Raw genomic sequence first — 19,734 nt, forward strand, 5'->3', positions numbered from 1 at the left:
TAGTATAACAGAAGAGATCTGAAAAACAATCTGATATGTCACTTTAACTCGCAAATTTGTATAAATAGTAAAATTTTGATTGACATAGCGATTTTTATTGCATAAAATTCATTTGAAGACAAAAACTGATATGTTAGTTTAGGAGGGGAAAAATGATTGATTTAAACAACTGGAAGAACTTTATTCCTGAATTATCTCAAAAAGAAGTAGAAATACCTCATTTTGACCGTGCATCATTAAGAGAAACCGGACAAAGAAATCCTGTCTGGATCCATTTTGGTGGCGGAAATCTTTATCGAGGATTTCATGCAGAAATCGCTCAACGTTTAGCGGATCAAGGCGAATTGCCTACTGGTGTCATTGTTTGTGAAACATTCGATGAAGAAATAATTGAAAAGGCTTACCGAGAGTTTGATGATTTGATTCTTGAAGTGGTCATGCCAAGCAGTGGAAAATTTGTCAAACGTGTATTAGCTGCGACAGCCGACAGTCTGTATTGTCATCCAGATTGCTCGGAACACTTTGCTAAGATGATTGGTCACTTTGAAAATCCGAGTTTACAATTAGTTACTTTTGCTATTACTGAAAAAGGTTATCGATTGAAAGATACAAGTAATAAATATATAGGACCGATTGCAGTTGATATAAAAAACGGTCCGAAAAAGCCATCACATACGATGAGTATTCTTGCTGCACTACTTTATAGACGTTTTTTATCGGGAGCTTGGCCGATTGCACTTGTCTCTACAGATAATTTTTCACAAAATGGCAGTCAATTACGTACTTCGTTGCTAACGATCGCAAAAGAATGGCAAAAGGAGGGTTATGTACCAGAAACATTTATACAATACTTATCGAATGAAGAAATCGTTGCGTTTCCATGGACAATGATTGATCGTATTACCCCGAATCCTTCCATATCAGTTAGCAGAATGTTGTCAGAAGAAGGCTTTTCAAATATGTCGATCTTGCAAACCGCAAAGGGAACCAATATTGCGCCATTCGTCAATACAGAAGACATCCATTATTTAATCATGGAAGATCATTTTCCAAACGGACGTCCCAGATTCGAAAAAGCTGGAGTGTTCTTGACTGATCGTGCAACGGTAGATAAAGCAGATACGATGAAAGTGACAACATGTCTTAATCCTTTGCATACGGCTTTAGCTATTATGGGTTGTTTACTGGGTTATAGGAGTATAGCTGAGGAGATGAATGATCCAGATTTGTCGCTGTTAGTTTCTGAAATCGGGTACAATGAAGGTCTTCCAGTCGTAGAATCGCCTGGAATCATTGATCCAAAGACCTTTCTTGAAGAAGTAGTCACTGTGCGATTTTCTAATCCAAATATTCCTGACATGCCTCAGCGAATCGCCACGGATACCTCTCAAAAGGTGGCGATTCGTTACGGTGAGACGATTAAAAAATATATGGAAACAGAAAATAAGGACCCGCAGACTCTTGTGTTCATTCCATTGATTCTCGCTGCTTGGCTTCGATACCTTATTGGCCTTGATGATCAAGGAAAACCATTCACACCGAGTCCAGATCCTTTGCTGATAGAACTTCAGCACAGGCTTTCTGATATTCAATTGGGTACGCAAGATACCTCACATCTCCAAGAGAAAATTACTCCTATTTTGTCAAATAAAGAAATTTTTGGTGTAGATCTTTATCAAGCTGAGATTGGCAGAAAAATAGAAGAAATGTTCATCAAAATGTTGGCAGGACCCAATGCCGTACGAAAAACATTACAGAATTACTTACAAGAACATGGAGGAACTTTATAATGGAAATGACTTTTAGATGGTACGGTTCGCAAGAGGAAAAGATTACTTTAGATGAAATCAGACAAATACCTGCAGTCAAAGGTATTGTAGGCACATTGATGGATATACCAGTAGGAGAAGTGTGGCCTAGGGAACGGATCAAAGAATTAAAAGAAGAAATTGAGTCTCGTGGATTGACACTAAAGGTTATCGAAAGCGTCAATGTGCATGATGCCATTAAAATTGGATTACCGTCCCGTGAGCAGTATATCGAAAACTATAAGCAGACAATCCGAAACTTGTCAGAATATGGAATAGAAGTCATCTGCTATAATTTTATGCCTGTATTTGATTGGGTCAAATCTGATCTTGATTACCGCTTAGAAGATGGCTCATCTACGTTAGCTTTTATATCCGCTGATATTCCAGATGATCCAAAAGAAATCGTCGAACGCATCGAACAGTCCAGCAATGAATTCGAGTTGCCGGGGTGGGAACCTGAACGCTTAGCTCATATCAAATCTTTGCTTGAAGCGTATGCATCAGTAGACGAAGAAAAACTTCGAGAAAATTTTGCCTATTTTCTTCAATCAATCATCCCGACATGTGAAGAGGTAGGGGTCAAAATGGCTGTACACCCAGATGACCCGCCGTACTCGATTTTTGGATTACCTCGAATCGTAAAGAATCGAGAAGATCTAGATTGGTTGTGCCGAGTAGTAGACAGTCCTTCTAACGGAATCACTCTTTGTACAGGAAGTATTGCAGAAGATCCAGAAAATGATGTGTATGAAATTTTAGCAGAATTTTGCCAAAGAGACCGGATCCCATTTGCTCACGTTCGAAATATCAAATTTTTAGCTAATCGAGATTTCTATGAGGCACCGCATAAATCAGAATACGGTTCATTAGACATGTACCGTATACTAAAAACAATGTATGACAATGGATTTGACGGATACATCCGCCCTGATCATGGCAGAATGATTTGGAATGAGACAGGAAGACCAGGATATGGCTTATATGATCGAGCATTAGGTGCGGTATATCTAAATGGATTATGGGAAGCAATTGAAAAAGGAAATGAACGCAAAGAAAACCAGTAAATAATTTATAATTTTATTATGTAAACGAAAAAGATATTCAAACTTTTGTGACATAAATCCGTATACTGTTAAAAAGCATTCGGATTTATGTCACTTCTTTGGTCTAGGAACTAGAGGTTATCTTGATTTTCTTTTTCCGATTGGTTCATAAGAGCCTCTTCTTTTAATTCAAAAATGTATTCTGAAATCCTCATAATCACTTTTTTCCAATCTTCTGGTGTGATGATTCCCTTTAAAATATATATTTTTTTGATGTGGGAAGGCAACTGTTTCAAAGGGCAATCACTGATAACGATGTTACAGTTCTCCATAAAATCGTTTTGTATTTTGATCGATTCATTTGAAAAAATTTGTTCTATCTTAACAATCAAATCTTTACTGATATAAAAATCACGCGTATAGTTCACACCAATCACGATCAGCGGTTGTTTTTTGTAACGATCATATAAATGTACTAGATCTTCGACCATCCATAGCACATTTTCTTTTTCTAAAATATCTGGCAGCATATGTTGATTTTGTTCTCTGAAATCCATGTAAAATCGTTCGATAGCTGTTTGGATTTCTTTCAATACGTTATGCTCTTGATAAAGCATAAAAGTAGGAAGGGGCGTATTTGGTTGATTGAAGTTAAGAAATCCATTATAAAGTTTATTTCGTGCGAACGCCAACGAGTAAAGAATTTTTTCTTTTTCAGGTATAAACAAATCAAATACTGTACAAAAGGATTCCACCATTTTTCTTGAATAAAGAACATGAGGAACATTTGCTTTTCTTAAAAGTTCGTATTGCTCCAAACTTGTTTTTTCTGATTCGATTTTCGTGATAGAGAGCCGAGCTAAAATATTCACTAAGATGCGTTGTTCGCGACAAATTGGCAGATTGGGGCGCAAAATATCGACAGAGGGATCAATAAAAAAGTCAATATATTCATACTCCTCAAATTCTCTTTGTACACCTTTCACAGAAGTAGCCGGAAAATTCTCTTTACATATTTTCAACAGCAAATACAATTTATCCATCATACCGCTATTCAGTCGGTCAAGTACCTCTTTTTTAAAAAAAGTATTCATCATAAAAGCAACTACCTGTGGATCTTCATCATAAAAATCTGTAGCAGTACTTGAAAAGATATTCCAATAAATATCTAATGCTGCATATTGGATTTGTACTTCTTTTCCAGAAAAGGACTTTCTTCCATTATTAGAAAAGGAGACAGACAAACCATACAATGCTAAAAATGCATTGATTTTTTTCATTTTCGTATACAGATAAGAGGCACTATAATTCGTTTGCTGACTTAAACTAATAATCGAATTTGTCTGACAACTGAACAAAGAAGTCAAGATCTGATAACTGACCGATTCGTTGCAGTACCTTCCAAATAGACGATAGTAGCAATAAGCCGGATCAATTCCTTCAAAATTCAACTTCAAAAAAGGCTTTTGTTTATCAATATGCAGTTTTGTTAGATTTAGACGCTCAAAATCTTGTTCTAATTCTTTGATGTATAATAAAAAATTTGATTCAGACATATGGAAATGATCTGCTAAATATTGTGTAGTAATAAAGAAACGATGTTCAGACAGGAAAAGAAAAATATCTAATTTTATATTGCTTTTTTTCTTCAAAAGATACGTTTTTATCGCTTCTTGGGTTTGCATGAAGGGCGCTCCTTTTTAGTTAAATTGTTAAAACTTGAAAATATTACTGTTTTTTTCATGAATCTAGACAAAAATACAGTAAACATATAGGTACAATCTCTACTATCTTATTTCTTGCATACAAAAAAATCAAGGAGTGAGAAAGTTATGAGATATCCAACCATCTTAATCTCAACATTTACAGCCTTAAGCTTATCGCTTACTATAAATCAGACAGTGCATACAGAGGAGATAGGAACAGCAAATTGGGCAGAAATCAAATGGGCCAATGTTAATCGAATTACTTTCCAAGATGAATTTTCTTCCTTCAATTCAGGTGTCACAAAATTAAAAAAAGGACAAACAGTGACCATCAAAGCAACAGTTGATTATTCGGGAGACTTAGCACCGATACGACAATCAGCTGTTACATTTGAGAATGTTGACCCTGCTTTATTGATCAGTTATGACGAGAATACTTTGTCTATCCAACACAAGCAAGCAACATTTACTTTCACCGTCACATTAAATCAGGACTTGCTAAAACCAGCACTGTTTACTGTCAAAGTATCAGATGGGTCACCGAACGATCTTCATTATCTGACGCCGTATAGTCAACGGCAGACAGTTGAGCAAGATTCAGCAATCGACTCAGGAGGAGGAGATCTTGTTGGGGAACCAACGGATAAACCAGAAAATGAAAACAAGCCTGATATACCGCCTACAGAAAATCCAGACGGAGAACAGCAACCGGAAATAGAACCTGGTGAAGAGCCTGATACAGAAATGAAGCCAGAGCCAGACAATGAATCAAAACCTGAAACAACTCCCGAAGAAAAACCAGATGTCAGTCCAGAACCAGATACAGACTCTGGAAACGAAACAATACCGGAAACAAAACCAGGCACAGATAATGAAACTGAGAATCCAGAAACACCAGATGTGACTCCAGAACCAGATACGGACTCTAGCAACGAAGCAAGACCAGAAGAAAAACCAGACACGGATAATGGGGTTGAGAATCCAGAAACACCAAATGGGTTTCCAGAAGAAAAGCCAGATGTGGCCCCAGAAATGCCAGAAAAAACACCTGAAACAAATATAACGGCAAAAGAGATAAGCACCCAAAAGGATGAAAAGAAAGAGAGTCAAAAAATAAATACAACCATTCGACAAATAAATGAAGAAAAGCAGAATACACACACACAACGATTTGATAGACCTCACCTAGCTGAGACTTTAAAAAGTAGCAAAGATACAATCCTTGCTAGTCCTAATACGAAAAATAAACAGCTACCAAAATCTGGAGAAGCACACAATAAAGTCATACTGTGGAGCGGAATCATTCTATTAAGTATAACAACAATGTTTTCTGTAAAAAGATTTAAACAAAATAGATGACACTGACATTTGAAGAATGTCTGTGAACGCATTTTTCAAATAAAAAGAAATATCCAGAAAACGACCCCAAAATACCAGATTGAAATCTGATATTTGGGGTCGTTCATACTTTATCTTTCTTCATTTTTAATTTAAAGGAGATCTGTTTCTCTTGGTGAATGATTTGGAATCTTTTTCACTTTCAGCACATCTAAAAAGAAGGTGAAGATCGGAATGCCGACAATCAATCCCCAAACGCCAAAGAATCTTTCACTACCAAGCAAGACCACGAATGTATAAAAAATCGGCAAGTCTGTTTTGCTAGACATCAATTTTGGGTTCAGTACATAAGATTCGATCAGATGCACAACCAAAATCGTCATCAGGATATAAACAACATCTCTGATTCCTCCTTGGGAATAAGCAATGAAAGATAGAGGGATACAAGAAATAATAACGCCTGCTACTGGGATCAGACTTAGAATGAATATCATAATTGCTAAGCTCAGCAGTTGGTGAAAGCCAAATGCGGCCAAGGCAATAGTTGTGAGCAGAGTGTTTAAAAGAGCAATAATAAATTGAGCTTCTAATACTAAGCCAAATGTGTTGACAAACTTATCGGCAAAATAATATAGATCTTGAAAGAACCAAGAAAATTCACTTTTTAGAAATAACCGTGAGAATAAAATCGTTTTTTGCTTTTCAATCATAAAAAAGAAACTTAAGATGAACGACATAGCGAACGCCACTGCCAGTTTTCCTATATCTTGTAAATAGCCAAGCGCAATTGACGCACCATTTTGAAGCTGTTCAAAGAAATCGTTCCGCTCGATATAATTGTGGATGTATTGTAAAACTGGATCTGCATCTTTTGGTTGATGCTCGTAAAAATCAATAACAGATTGGATCATATCGAATGTTTGATGAATAAGCATCGGGATATACTTTGTGAATGCCAGATAGATAAGATAAACGATCAATGTATAAATCATGATGGCTAAAATACCTGTAGGAATTCGGACAAATCGCTGAATGATTTGAACAAGGTGGATCATCAAGTAAGTAAAGATAAATGTGAGTAAAATGGTTGTAATCATACTTTTTACTAAGAAAAGTACAAAAATGACAGATAATAAAACAGTGAGGCGGCGTATTTTTTCATTCGCCAAAAAACGCTGATAAACGGACAATTTGACAACCTCCAAATAACAAAAATAAACACGTTATTCATTATATGATGGAATACGAAAATAAGAAAGGGAAAGAGCAAAAAGAAAAACTGCTAAATGACGTTATCTTATGAGTTGGTTTTCCTCATAAAATCGTTCATCTAGCAGTTTCAGCCCTTTTTCTGGTCTTGATGAAAATTATCTAGCATTTTTCGGGTCAGATGTTGCAGTGTATCCAATTCTTCCTGTTCAAGTGGAAGATAAGACTTGATCTTTTGTGGAATACCTTCTGCTTGATTTTGCAACGCAACTCCTTGAGAAGTGAGCGTAACATTTACGATTCTTTCATCATCCGTTTCACGCTGACGCTTGATATAATTTTTTTCTGCTAACTTCTTCAGTAAGGGAGTTAGCGTACCAGAATCCAGACACAAATCATTTCCTAGCTCTTTCACTGTAGTCTTTTTCTTTTCCCATAAAACTAGCATCACAAGATACTGGGTATAGGTAAGATCCAGCGGTTTGAGAAGGGGAGTGTAGTGTCTGATGATCTCCTTAGAGGCGGCATATAAAGGAAAACATACTTGATTAGCTAAATATAGATCTTCCATTTTTCCACCTCCGCTGTTTTACTATAGTGTATCATAGCGGATTTACACAAAAAAGTCTATTCACTAACAGCTTTTAGAGTAACTTCGATATTTCCAGCTGTCGCTTTTGAATAAGGGCACACTTTATGTGCAGCTTCTAATAATTCTTGGGTTTCTTCTAGAGAAAGACCTTCGATAGATCCTTCAATCTCTACGCCTAAGACAAAGCTCATTTCACTTTCGGAATAAAGAGAAACTTGTGCGCTGACAGTAGAAGCGCCAGAAATATTTTTTTGTTGTTTAATCAACTCCAATGCACTGTTGAAACAGGCACTGAAACCAGCTGCAAACAATTGTTCAGGATTTGTTGCGTTTTCAACACGTTTACCAGGAGCTGCAATATTTAATTCGAATGTGTGATCAGGATTATGAACTTCTCCAGAACGTCCGCCTGTGTTGATCATTTTTGTAGAATACATTTTTTTCATAAGATTACCACCTTTTATTATATTTGGTACAATTTAATTGTACACAACTTAATTATGAAAAGCAAAGAAATTGATTGTTCAAGGAAAAAAGAGAAAGCAAATGGAACAAACTTGCTTCCTCTAATAAGAACATTTACAAAAAATATCAGTGACAAGAACTAATCTCATCATAAACTTTACATATATTTTTCAAAAAGTTGTTTTCTTTCTTCAAAACTTACTTCACGATGAACCTGATGAAGCATCCATAAATAACCAAAAGGATCCCTGAACATCGAATTGGTCACACCAAAGTCCATCATTTCTGTCATTTCTTGGATCTCTACACAGCCATTTCGTAATGCTTTATTATGTGTGTCCTTAATGTCAGAGACGATGATATTGAACCAGATCGTATTTGGATGTTCAGCAGTAGGGGCAGTCAGACCAAGGGGTGGATTTTCATCCAGCATATGGAACCGCGTGCCATACAAGGAAAAAATGACTTCATTATTGCCTCTAGGATACTCTGTTGCCTCAATCAGTTCTATTTCATCAAAGATCGTTCGATAAAGTTTTAGAGCTTTCAAACTGTCGTTTACTACAAAATCGATTTCTGTTCCTTTATGCATAAAAATCTCCTCTCTTTTTCAATCGTGCATTTACTTACTTCTTCTATTATTATACCAGTTAAAGAAAACGCATTCAAAAGAATGGGATTGATTACTTACCAACTCATTCGATTGGATGATAAGTAAATCCGCGTCCCATTACTTCTGCTACGCTGTTGACAATGACAAAGGCGCTTGGATCAATTTCTTCTATCAGAGGTTTCATTCGAGAAAATTCTTGGTCGGTCACAACGATCAATAACACTTCTTTTGACTTTCGGTTATAACCGCCTTTTGCCTCCAACAAGGTAAGCCCGCGTCCGATTTCAGCACTTAAGCGAAGGCGGATGTCTTCCAAAGAATGTTCGCTCATGACCATGACGGATTTCTTCCGATTGATACCTGTTTCGATATAGGTCATGACAATTGAAGTGATTGCAATAGATAAAATAGCGTAAAGAAATTCTTCTATTCCAAAAACAAACAGATTGAGAGAAACGACGAAAGCATCTGTAAGAAATAGGCCGATCGAAGTGTTCAAGTGGAAATATTTTTTAAAAACGAGGGGAGGGATCGTCGTGCCACCACTGGAAGAGTTATTTTTATATAAGATGGCCACTCCTAAAGCAAAAATCGCACTTCCAAAAATGACCGATAACAACCGATCTGAAGTGATCATCATCTCTGGAACTACCGCGATGATCAAAGGAAAAACTAAGCTTCCAAAAAGCACTTTGAAAAAAGGTTTTTTACCTAAAAATAGAAGAGCTAGCACTAACATAACGATATTCAATACTAAAATGACTATAGCACGGTCAAAACCGAAAGCAGCTTCCAGTAATATTCCTAGTCCGCTGACACCACCAGCAGCGATATGATGAGGCCCTAAAAACATATTGATAGCGACTCCTAATATAAAGAGGGCAAAAATAATCTTGGCATATGTCCATATAAATTGTCTTGTTTCTTTCATTTATTCACTTCCTTTAGTTGATTAATAGTATTCTTATCTTATTATAACTTATTTTTCACTATAAGTTAACTTAGTTTAAGAAAAAAATTAGGCTTGGCTAATTTGGGGTACTTAACTTATCTAAAATTACTCGATCAAATAAAAACTCTTAAAAAACTTTTTTTAATTAGGAGTATCGAATATAGAGAGCAGAGAAGCAGAGAAACTAAGATAACTATAGAACTCTAAATAGGTAGAAAATAGCTTGAAAACTTTTAAAAGTTTTTTCATTAACTGTTGAATTCGTTTAAAAAGTAATGGAAAAGTGTCAAAAAAACTGTTACCGATAACATTTTTGAAAGCGTTGTCTTTTCTATCTCTATCACTTATAGTGAGGACGTAATATTAAATCGCAAGGAGGAAATCAATGGACACAGCTGCAATTTATCATCGACCGGAAAGTGAATATGCATTTCTATATACGAATACAAAATTCCGTATCCGGCTTCGTACTCGGAAGAATGATATCAAAAAAGTATATGTGTTAAGCGGAGATCCATATACCATAACAACTGAAAAATGGTATCAAAAAGAACGACCAATGAAAAAATGTTTAAGTACAAATGTTCATGATTATTGGGAAGTTGAATTGACAAGTGAAACAAGACGATTACAATACGCGTTCCATGTTATTGGAGAAGACAGCACGGATTGTTTCTATGGTGATCAAGGAATTTTTCCTTATCGAGAAAATGTGATTGCTGAATCAAATTTTTATTTTCGAATGCCTTATTTCCACCAAATTGATCGCTTCGTTGTACCAGAATGGGTGAAAGAAACAGTATGGTATCAAATTTTTCCTGAAAGATTTGCAAATGGGGATAAAGCAAATGACCCCGAGCATACTTTGGCTTGGGGAAGCAAAGAGCCAGATCGTGAAGATTTCTTTGGCGGGGATTTACAAGGTGTGATGGATCATCTGGATTATTTGACAGACCTTGGTATCAATGGAATATACTTTTGTCCCATATTTAAAGCTACATCCAATCACAAGTACGATACGATCGACTATTATGAAGTCGATCCCGCGTTTGGAGATAAAAAACTTTTAAAAAAATTAATTGATGAAGCTCATAAACGAGGGATACGTATCATGTTTGATGCTGTATTCAATCATATGGGTATCCATTCGCCCCAATGGCAAGATGTACTCGAAAACGGAGAAAAATCAATCTATAAAGACTGGTTCCATATCCGCTTTTTCCCAGTAGATTCCTATCAGATGACTGATGTGCCAGAAACTGCTGAAAATATCCCATATGATACTTTTGCTTTTACTCCATTTATGCCCAAACTAAATACAGCAAATCCAGAGGTTCAAAAATATTTACTAGACATTGCCACCTATTGGATAAAAGAATTCGATATTGATGGATGGCGACTAGATGTTGCTAATGAAGTGGATCATCATTTTTGGAAAAAATTCAGAGAAGAAGTCACAGTCATCAAACCTGATATCTATATCCTAGGAGAGATCTGGCATTCCTCACAAGCTTGGCTGCAAGGGGATGAATTCCACGCAGTAATGAATTACGCATTTACAGATTCAATTAAAGATTATTTTGCAAAAAAGAAAATTACAGCTTCGCAAATGGTTAGCGGAATGAATCATCAGCAAATGCTTTACAGAGATCAGGTGAACGAAGGGACATTTAACTTATTAGATTCTCATGATACTGCAAGGATCTTGACTCTTTGTAATGGGAATAAGGAATTGATGAAATCTGTGATGACTTTTATGTTTCTTCAAAAAGGATCTCCTTGTATCTATTATGGGACAGAAGTAGGGATGACTGGTGGAGAAGACCCAGATTGTCGGAAATGTATGGTCTGGGAAAAAGAAAAACAAGATTTAGAACTGTTTGGTTTTATAAAAGAACTCGTTTCTCTTAGAAAACAGTTGTCTAAGATTCTTTCTGAAGGGGCTACCCAATGGCTAATAGTAAATGATCGTGAAGATAAGCTTTATTTTATACGTGAACTACAGGGGCAGATTATCCATATTTACTTCAGTCAGTCAGTAGAACCTTGGATAGTAGAACAGGAAAATGAGGTTATTCTTAGTCAAAATTGTCAGTTATTAGAAGATGGAAAAGCAGAGATACAGCAATACGGATTTTTGATTATGTGCTGAAAAACTGTTACCGGTAACAACAAGAAAGCGTTTGCAAATAAAGATTTGTGCCCATTATAATAATGGTGTAACAGCACGTTGAATACACAGGAGGAAATGAAGATGAAAAAAAGAAGCGCGAAAAAGTTAGGGTTAGGGTTAGTCTCTTTAGGAATCTTAGGCGGATTAGCGGCTTGTGGCAATGGTAATTCTTCAGCAGAAGGGGAAGCGGAAGAAGGAAAAACGTTAACAGTCTCCGTTGATTCTGGATATAAAGATTATATAAACGAAATAAAAGATACATTCGAAAAAGAAAACGATGTGAAGATCAAGCTGGTAGAAAAGGACATGTTCGATCAGTTGGAATCATTAGCGTTAGATGGGCCTGCTGGAAAGGGACCTGACGTTATGATGGCAGCATATGACCGGATCGGTGCGTTAGGACAGCAAGGACATCTGGCGGAAGTAAAACTGGGAAATGAATCAGCTTACGATGAAACAGACAAAGCCCAAGTGACTTATGATGGAAAAATCTATGGAGAGCCTGCAGTAATCGAGACCCTTGTTTTGTACTATAACAAAGATTTAGTCGATACAGCACCAGCGACGTTTAAAGATTTGGAAAATCTATCCAAAGACAGTCGTTTTGCTTTTGAGTCAGAAGCAGGAAAAAATACAGGATTTTTAGCTAAATGGACTGACTTTTATTATTCCTATGGTTTGATTGCAGGTTACGGTGGCTATGTATTCGGTGATGATGGTACAGATCCTTCTGATATCGGTTTGAATAATGCAGGTGCTGTAGAAGGAATTTCTTATGCAACAGATTGGTTCCAAAATGTTTGGCCTAAGGGAATGCAAGACATAAAAAGTGCAGGAGACTTCGCCAGCCAGCAATTCATGTCCAACAAAACTGCAGCAATTATTGACGGCCCATGGCAAGCGCAAACATACAAAGAAAACAATATCAATTATGGCGTTGCAAAAATCCCTACTCTAAACAATGGACAGCCTTATCAACCATTTGGCGGAGGAAAAGGATGGGTAGTCAGCAATTACGCTAAAAACAAAGATCTCTCTCAAAAATGGCTCGATTATGTAACGAATCAGGAGAATCAAGAGAAATTCTTTGAAATGGTAAATGAAATCCCTGCAAACCAACAAGCTCGGGAAACAGCCAAGGCTAAAAACGATGAATTAACAACAGCTGTGATCGAACAATATGAAACAGCTCAAGCAATGCCAAACATCCCAGAAATGGGTGAAGTTTGGACAGGTGCAGAAAACTTGATGTTCGATGCAGCATCAGGTTCAAAAACACCAAAAGAATCCGCAGATGAAGCAGTGAAAACAATCAGTGAAGCCATAGAACAAAAATACTGATTAAAATGATAACCGTCCATTTTTATAAAAAAATGGAACAGGTGCTTCAGATAGAGGTGGCAAGAGCGAGATGGGAAATTATCTTGCTCTTGTTGCCATTATCTTAAAAGTAGTTTGCGGTTTAGCAAGTTTAGAGGGGGCATTCAGATGCAGCAAGATAAAACAAGCCAGATCAACGAAAAAAAAATCACGCTTTGTTCACTTATTCCGGGGATGGGGCAGTTTGTAAATGGCCAAACTTTTAAAGGTATCGTTTTTTTCGCCATATTCGTCCTATTCATTGGTCAGATGTTCTTGGGCGGATTTCATGCATTGATAGGATTGGTTACTTTGGGAAGTATACCAATGGAAGATCATTCATTATTTATTTTGATTGAAGGCACTTTGCAATTCATCATTACGATCATTTTCTTGATTTTTTACGCTTTGAATCTTTTAGACGCCTATCGAGTAGCAAGGATGCGTAAAGAGGGCAAAAAAATCAATCGGACGATGAAGGAAGTCATACATAATGTAGGTGATGAAGGTTTTCCTTATCTATTGACACTTCCCGCGTATCTTCTCATGATTTTTACCATCATTTTCCCAGTCTTAGTCACATTATTTACTGCATTTACCAATTATGACTTTAATCATATTCCACCAGCCAGTTTGATTGATTGGGTAGGGGCTAAAAACTTTTTTAGCATCTTCTTCTTGAGTTCATATCGCAATACTTTTTTTGCAGTCTTTTCATGGACCGTGATCTGGACGTTATGTGCAACAACTTTGCAAATCACCCTTGGTATTCTCACAGCGGTTGTTGCTCACCAGAAATTTATTAAATTCAAACGTATTTTCGGTATCATTTTCTTATTACCATGGGCGGTCCCAGCTTTTATTACTATCATGAGTTTTTCGAATATATTCAACGATAGCGTAGGTGCCATCAATACTCAAGTGATTCCTTTCATAAACCAGCTTCCTTTTGTAGATATCAGTGCAATCTCTTGGAAAACGGACCCGAACTGGACGAAAGTGGCAATCATCTTAGTTCAAGGATGGTTAGGATTTCCCTATATCTATGTAATGGTTACAGGGATTTTACAGTCGATTTCTGAAGATTTGTATGAAGCAGCAAAAATCGATGGAGCAAATGCATGGCAACGTTTCTCAAATATCACACTCCCAGCTGTATTTCTAGTTGCAGCACCAACGTTTATTACCCAATATACTGGGAATTTCAATAATTTTTCTATGATCTACCTATTTAACAATGGAGGCCCCGGAAGCGTGGGTGGAGGAGCTGGTTCTACTGATATCCTGATTTCATGGATTTATAAACTTACGACTGGAACTTCTCCGCAGTATTCTATGGCTTCAGCCATCACGTTGATTATCTCCATCATCGTTATCTGCGTATCTTTGCTAGTGTTCAAAAAGACAAATGCGTTCAATATGGGGGATTAAACAATGAAAAAATTTCATTCGAGTGCACGATTCCAAAAACGGCTTTCTCACTTTTTTACTTACTTTTTTCTTTTGCTGTTATCAGTCATTATTATCTATCCACTTTTGATTACAGCAAGTACTGCCTTCAAGTCAGGAAACATTGCGGCTTTCAGTTTGGATTTTTCAAGCGACTGGACTTTAGGGAATTTCACGCGGCTGTTCAGTGAAACACTTTACGGGACTTGGTATAAAAATACGTTAATCATCTCTGTCCTAACGATGATCGTACAAGTAACTGTAGTAACTTTAGCTGGCTATACGTATAGCCGTTATCGTTTTATCGGCCGCAAATCAAGTTTGATGTTCTTTTTAGTGATTCAGATGGTACCGACTATGGCAGCATTGACTGCCTTTTATGTCATGGCTTTCCTATTAGAGGCGCTAGATAAGTATTGGTTCTTGACGATGATCTATATAGGCGGTGGGATTCCAATGAATACTTGGTTGATGAAAGGATACTTTGACACAGTACCAATAGATTTAGATGAATCTGCTAAACTTGATGGGGCAGGGCATTTCAGGATTTTTTTCCAGATTGTATTACCTCTTGTCAAACCAATGCTCGCCGTTCAAGCATTATGGGCATTCATGGGACCATTTGGCGACTTCATGTTAGCGAAGTTCTTGCTTCGAACACCTGAAAATCAGACTGTTGCTGTCGGCCTGCAAACATTTATTTCTGATGTGACAAATCAAAGGGTCTCCCTCTTTGCTGCTGGAGCAATTTTGATTGCTTTACCGATTTGTCTATTATTCTTCTTTTTACAAAAGAACTTTGTTACCGGCCTGACATCTGGCGGAACAAAAGGATAGGAGCAGAGGATCATGCAAACATTTCCGTTAAATTATTTTTCCACTTTACGTACGCCAACTCAAGTGTTTGCGGGACGCAAACTATTATCATGGCCTAAATTTTTCTTGATATTTGTATTTTTAGTTTCCTTGATGGTCATGCCTGTGACTCTTTTTTACGCCAATCAGATCCAAGCGATTCCATTAGAACAATTTCTATCCGTTCATTCGCTGATCGATGAACAAGGAACCAAAAAATTTTCTGAACTTGAATTATCTAAAACTGGGCTACAATCATCGCAACAAACGATAGCTGTGACCCCTGAAATTTTGGTAGGTGTGTCTTTATCTGAGAAACAACAATCCGATCATGGAACTTTTATTGATTTTGAGAAGGAACAATGGGTGATCCAACAAAAGGATAAATCTGGTATACGCCGCTATACGATGAATTATAGTCCATCTTTCCAACCAGATTCTGTACGTACGCCCGAAGATTTCCAACGATTTTTAGAAAGAGAATTTTATGCCAGTAATCGTCCAACAATCATTTTATCTTATAGTTTAAGTCTTGGTTTTGTCCTATTTGTCATGACGAGTCTCATTTTATTCGGGGCTTCCTTTTTCTTGTGGATGACAAGAAAAAGCCAACTTTCATCCATTCATACATTCAAAGAGAGTGCAAATTTGATGCTGAATGTTATGGGGATAGGATCCATGGTAGCAGCAGTTGTAGGGTTTATCCACTTTGACTTTATCTTGATGCTAAGTGTCCAAACAATGATAACTGTCTTGCTGCTTTTATGGGTTTTTGCTAAGACAAAATTCAAAGATAAGCGTGTCGAATGACAAGTTTAAGTGATTTGTGCGACAATGAATGTGAAAAAAATGAAAAATAAAGTAGTTTTTGAAAAATTTCTGAAAAAATTAAACTTCTTAGTTGATTCTTTTCTTTTTTAGTATTAACGTAATAGGGTAGTTTTTTTAAGGAGGAAAATCATGTTAGAGAAAACTTTATACAATCAATTATTTTCACGTTCTTTCTCGCTCCCTGTCGAAGTAAATTATTGGGACGGTACAACGAAACAATACGGAGATACGGACACTCCTCCCCAAATCAAAATCAATATCCATGAAGAAATCCCAATGAAAGAGATTACAAGCAACGCTTCTTTGGCACTAGGAGAAGCTTATATGGATCATCGAATCGAGATCGAGGGAAGTATCCAAGCATTGATCAACGATGCTTATCAGCAAGCAAACAGCTTTTTACGAGGAAAAGATTATCTAAAATGGCTGCCAAAGAAAGAAAAACATACAAAACAAAAAAACAAAGAAGATATCCATGCGCATTATGACTTAGGTAACGACTTTTATAAACTTTGGCTAGACCCAACTTTGACTTATTCTTGTGCCTATTTCAATACACCTGAAGATACGTTGGAACAAGCACAAATCAATAAAGTCCATCATATTTTAGACAAACTCTTTATCAAAGAAGGCGAAACGTTGCTTGATATCGGTTGTGGCTGGGGAACATTGATGTTCACTGCTGCCAAAGAATATAACGTCAAAGCAACTGGGATCACTCTAAGTGAAGAACAATACGATTTGATCACCAAAAAAATCAAAGAAGAACATTTAGAAGATAAATGCCGTGTATTATTAATGGACTACCGTGAACTAAAAGGCGAAACGTTTGATCATATCACAAGTGTAGGTATGTTCGAACATGTAGGTTCTGAAAATCTTGAAGGTTATTTCAAAGTCGTAAAAGATTTATTGAAACCAAAAGGAACAGCTTTGATCCATGGAATCAGCCGACAACAAGGCGGTGCGACAAACGCTTGGATCAATAAATATATTTTCCCTGGTGGTTATGTTCCTGGTGTTACTGAGTTAGTTGATAATATTACAAAAAACGATTTGCAATTGATCGATTTAGAAAGTTTGCGTCGTGACTATCAATTGACATTAGAACATTGGACAAAAAATTTCCATCAAGTCCAAGATCAAGTCACAAAAGAAATGGGTGATTCCTTCTATCGAATGTGGGATCTATATTTACAAGCTTGTGCAGCTTCATTTGAGTCAAGCAATATCGATGTAATTCAATATTTGCTTGTTCAACCTGGAAATAATGATATCCCAATGCATCGTGCATAATTGATATAAAAAGGCAGTTTAAAAGCTATTTAATTATTTAATAAATGGAAGCTAAGTTTTATGATGCTCCCGAAGTGAGATTTTAGTCTAACTTCTAGGGTTGTCTCTAAAGCTTAGCTTCTTTTTTATTTTCATAATAAAAACGTTGTTCTTTAATTTTTAAACATGACAGAAATTTTTTTCTTCGTTATACTTGTATAGAATACTATTTTATAATAAAGGAGATAGAATCAATGAAGAAAACTGTTATTTATACTAGTTTATTTGCGGCTTTGTTTTTAGCTGCTTGTCAATCAAACACCAATCAAGGAACATCTGGGAATACATCTTCCAGCAGTGAACAACGCTCTTCTCAGGTATCGGAATCCTCAACAAACGCAAGTACATCTTCGTCTAGTCAAACAAAGAATTCGAGCGAGGCAATGGGCCAGTCAGCTATCAAAGTGTCTGCAGCTCGTGCGATTGAATTGTTTAAAGATAAGTATCCAGATACTGCTATTACTAGTTTGGAACTAGATAGTGATTGGGGATCTTACTTCTACAAGATAGAAGGTGTCGATGATCAAAAAGAATATGAAGCAAGAATCGATGCTCAGAATGAAAAAATGGAAACAGAGAATCCAGAAACGCTAGATCGAGAGGATCAAAATGGTCAAAAGAAAAAAGAAGATGGTCTAGCTGTTGATAAATTGATCACGATTGAGGAAGCCGCAAAGATTGCTGTCGATAAAGTAGGAAGCGGTACAGCAACCGATTGGGATCTGGATAAAGATCTAGGTACTACTTATTGGGAAGTCAAAGTAAAAAATGGCAATCAAAGTACGTCAGTCAAGATCAATAGTGAAACAGGGGAAGTACTATCAACCGAACAGGATGATTAAGAAATTCGTTGAAAAACAAGAGTTGATTTTTCTTTTAGTCATGATACACTAGATAAAATAACTTGTTTGAAGGAGCGATTTACTTGAGTTTAGAAACGACCTTTGCCAATCATACCTTTGCCAACCCTTTTATGAATGCATCTGGTGTACACTGCATGACTACCCAGGAATTAGACGAGCTGGCTCATTCAGAAGCAGGAGCATTTATCACTAAGAGCTGTACAATCAATGAACGAAAAGGAAATCCCGAACCACGCTATTTTGATGTTCCTTTAGGCAGTATCAATTCGATGGGGCTTCCAAACTTAGGCTTTTCTTATTATCTAGAGTATGCTCTTGCGTATGAAAAAGCACAGAAAAACCCAAATCAACCATTATTTTTTTCGATCGCCGGGATGAGTGTCCAAGAAAATTTGGAAATGCTTGGGGAAATAGAAAAAAGTGGATTCAAGGGGATTACTGAACTAAATTTATCTTGTCCAAATGTGCCTGGTAAACCACAACTAGCTTACGATTTTGAGGCCACTTATGAAACACTGAAAGAAGTATTCAGCATCTTTTCTAAGCCGCTAGGAATCAAATTGCCTCCTTATTTTGATTTTGCTCATTTTGATCAGATGGCAGATATCTTGAATCAATTCCCGTTGACATATGTCAATGCTATCAACAGTGTGGGCAATGGGTTGTATATCGATACAGACAAAGAAGCAGTAGTCATCAAACCAAAAGAAGGGTTCGGCGGCATTGGCGGAGAGTATATCAAGCCGACTGCTTTAGCAAATGTCCGCGCTTTTTATACGCGTTTGAAACCAGAAATCCAAATCATCGGTACAGGTGGGATTCGGACAGGACAAGATGCATTTGAACATCTGCTATGCGGTGCAAGCATGTTGCAGATTGGTACCGAGCTTCACAAAGAAGGCCCGGAAATCTTTTCTAGAATCACAAACGAATTAACTCAGATTATGTCAGAAAAGGGATATGCGTCTATTGACGAATTTAAGGGTAAATTACGCACTATTTCTTAGTAAAAAGACGAAGATCGATCATGATCTTCGTCTTTTTTTATAAAAAACGGTTGTCTGTTCATTTTTGTGCAAGCGTACTCATTGTATGTTAGACGAACTTGTGGGAAAATAACAGGGGCAAAAAGGAGGATAA

General features: G+C 36.8%; 17 protein-coding genes. 11 read left to right on the plus strand and 6 right to left on the minus strand.

Features of this window, described 5'->3' with window-relative positions; translation table 11 throughout:
• Nucleotides 1–152: 152 nt before the first annotated feature.
• Both A5816_RS05060 and uxuA read left to right on the plus strand, forming a co-directional pair.
• Nucleotides 153–1,790 carry a mannitol dehydrogenase family protein gene (locus A5816_RS05060; RefSeq protein WP_086310875.1) on the plus strand — a complete coding sequence of 546 codons (1,638 nt, stop codon included), beginning with the start codon at nucleotides 153–155 and terminating at the stop codon, nucleotides 1,788–1,790.
• Nucleotides 1,790–2,875 carry a mannonate dehydratase gene (gene uxuA, locus A5816_RS05065; RefSeq protein WP_086310876.1) on the plus strand — a complete coding sequence of 362 codons (1,086 nt, stop codon included), beginning with the start codon at nucleotides 1,790–1,792 and terminating at the stop codon, nucleotides 2,873–2,875. The genes A5816_RS05060 and uxuA overlap by 1 nt, the downstream gene beginning before the upstream one ends.
• 110 nt (nucleotides 2,876–2,985) lie before the next feature.
• On the opposite strand, the gene A5816_RS05070 is transcribed toward uxuA, so the two are convergent.
• Nucleotides 2,986–4,539 (minus strand): helix-turn-helix domain-containing protein, encoded by a 1,554-nt coding sequence (locus A5816_RS05070; protein ID WP_086310877.1) that lies wholly within the window; start codon nucleotides 4,537–4,539, stop codon nucleotides 2,986–2,988.
• Between the two features lie 147 nt (nucleotides 4,540–4,686).
• Between A5816_RS05070 and A5816_RS05075 the strand changes: the two genes are divergently transcribed.
• Nucleotides 4,687–5,919, plus strand: a complete 1,233-nt coding sequence (locus A5816_RS05075) for an LPXTG cell wall anchor domain-containing protein (RefSeq protein WP_086310878.1) — start codon at nucleotides 4,687–4,689, stop codon at nucleotides 5,917–5,919.
• A 131-nt stretch (nucleotides 5,920–6,050) separates the two neighbouring features.
• Here A5816_RS05075 and A5816_RS05080 read toward each other — a convergent pair whose 3' ends face one another.
• The 5 genes from A5816_RS05080 to A5816_RS05100 all read right to left on the minus strand — a co-directional run bounded on the left by A5816_RS05080 (nucleotide 6,051) and on the right by A5816_RS05100 (nucleotide 9,708).
• Entirely contained in the window at nucleotides 6,051–7,088 is a 1,038-nt protein-coding gene (locus A5816_RS05080) for an AI-2E family transporter (protein WP_086310879.1), read from the minus strand.
• A 149-nt stretch (nucleotides 7,089–7,237) separates the two neighbouring features.
• A complete protein-coding gene (locus A5816_RS05085) occupies nucleotides 7,238–7,678 on the minus strand; it encodes a MarR family winged helix-turn-helix transcriptional regulator (RefSeq protein WP_086310880.1) in 441 nt (146 codons plus the stop codon).
• 56 nt (nucleotides 7,679–7,734) lie between these two features.
• Entirely contained in the window at nucleotides 7,735–8,145 is a 411-nt protein-coding gene (locus A5816_RS05090) for an organic hydroperoxide resistance protein (RefSeq protein ID WP_002290719.1), read from the minus strand.
• Nucleotides 8,146–8,321: 176 nt separating this feature from the next.
• The gene (locus A5816_RS05095) at nucleotides 8,322–8,756 is read right to left on the minus strand and encodes a VOC family protein (protein ID WP_038398940.1); all 435 of its coding nucleotides are present in this window, start codon (nucleotides 8,754–8,756) and stop codon (nucleotides 8,322–8,324) included.
• A 103-nt stretch (nucleotides 8,757–8,859) separates the two neighbouring features.
• Nucleotides 8,860–9,708 carry a YitT family protein gene (locus A5816_RS05100; RefSeq protein WP_086310881.1) on the minus strand — a complete coding sequence of 283 codons (849 nt, stop codon included), beginning with the start codon at nucleotides 9,706–9,708 and terminating at the stop codon, nucleotides 8,860–8,862.
• A gap of 406 nt (nucleotides 9,709–10,114) precedes the next feature.
• Here A5816_RS05100 and A5816_RS05105 point away from each other — a divergent pair, with 406 nt between their 5' ends.
• From A5816_RS05105 to A5816_RS05140, 8 genes are all read left to right on the plus strand, one after another.
• A complete protein-coding gene (locus tag A5816_RS05105) occupies nucleotides 10,115–11,881 on the plus strand; it encodes a glycoside hydrolase family 13 protein (protein ID WP_086310882.1) in 1,767 nt (588 codons plus the stop codon).
• A gap of 102 nt (nucleotides 11,882–11,983) precedes the next feature.
• Complete coding sequence (locus tag A5816_RS05110; protein WP_002306680.1) at nucleotides 11,984–13,243, plus strand: extracellular solute-binding protein; 1,260 nt, start codon at nucleotides 11,984–11,986, stop codon at nucleotides 13,241–13,243.
• Nucleotides 13,244–13,390: 147 nt separating this feature from the next.
• Nucleotides 13,391–14,692, plus strand: coding sequence for a carbohydrate ABC transporter permease (locus A5816_RS05115; protein WP_086310883.1), 1,302 nt, complete (start codon nucleotides 13,391–13,393; stop codon nucleotides 14,690–14,692).
• 3 nt (nucleotides 14,693–14,695) lie between these two features.
• The gene (locus tag A5816_RS05120; RefSeq protein WP_002290731.1) at nucleotides 14,696–15,547 is read left to right on the plus strand and encodes a sugar ABC transporter permease; all 852 of its coding nucleotides are present in this window, start codon (nucleotides 14,696–14,698) and stop codon (nucleotides 15,545–15,547) included.
• A 12-nt stretch (nucleotides 15,548–15,559) separates the two neighbouring features.
• Nucleotides 15,560–16,375, plus strand: a complete 816-nt coding sequence (locus A5816_RS05125) for a hypothetical protein (protein ID WP_002400235.1) — start codon at nucleotides 15,560–15,562, stop codon at nucleotides 16,373–16,375.
• Nucleotides 16,376–16,525: 150 nt separating this feature from the next.
• A complete protein-coding gene (locus A5816_RS05130; protein WP_002290735.1) occupies nucleotides 16,526–17,692 on the plus strand; it encodes a cyclopropane-fatty-acyl-phospholipid synthase family protein in 1,167 nt (388 codons plus the stop codon).
• A gap of 233 nt (nucleotides 17,693–17,925) precedes the next feature.
• Complete coding sequence (locus A5816_RS05135) at nucleotides 17,926–18,573, plus strand: PepSY domain-containing protein (protein WP_002336406.1); 648 nt, start codon at nucleotides 17,926–17,928, stop codon at nucleotides 18,571–18,573.
• Nucleotides 18,574–18,656: 83 nt separating this feature from the next.
• Nucleotides 18,657–19,601 (plus strand): dihydroorotate oxidase, encoded by a 945-nt coding sequence (locus A5816_RS05140; RefSeq protein ID WP_002329225.1) that lies wholly within the window; start codon nucleotides 18,657–18,659, stop codon nucleotides 19,599–19,601.
• The last annotated feature ends 133 nt before the right edge of the window (nucleotides 19,602–19,734 follow it).

The organism is Enterococcus sp. 3G1_DIV0629 (assembly GCF_002141285.1).
GTDB classification, from domain to species: Bacteria; Bacillota; Bacilli; order Lactobacillales; family Enterococcaceae; genus Enterococcus_B; species Enterococcus_B lactis.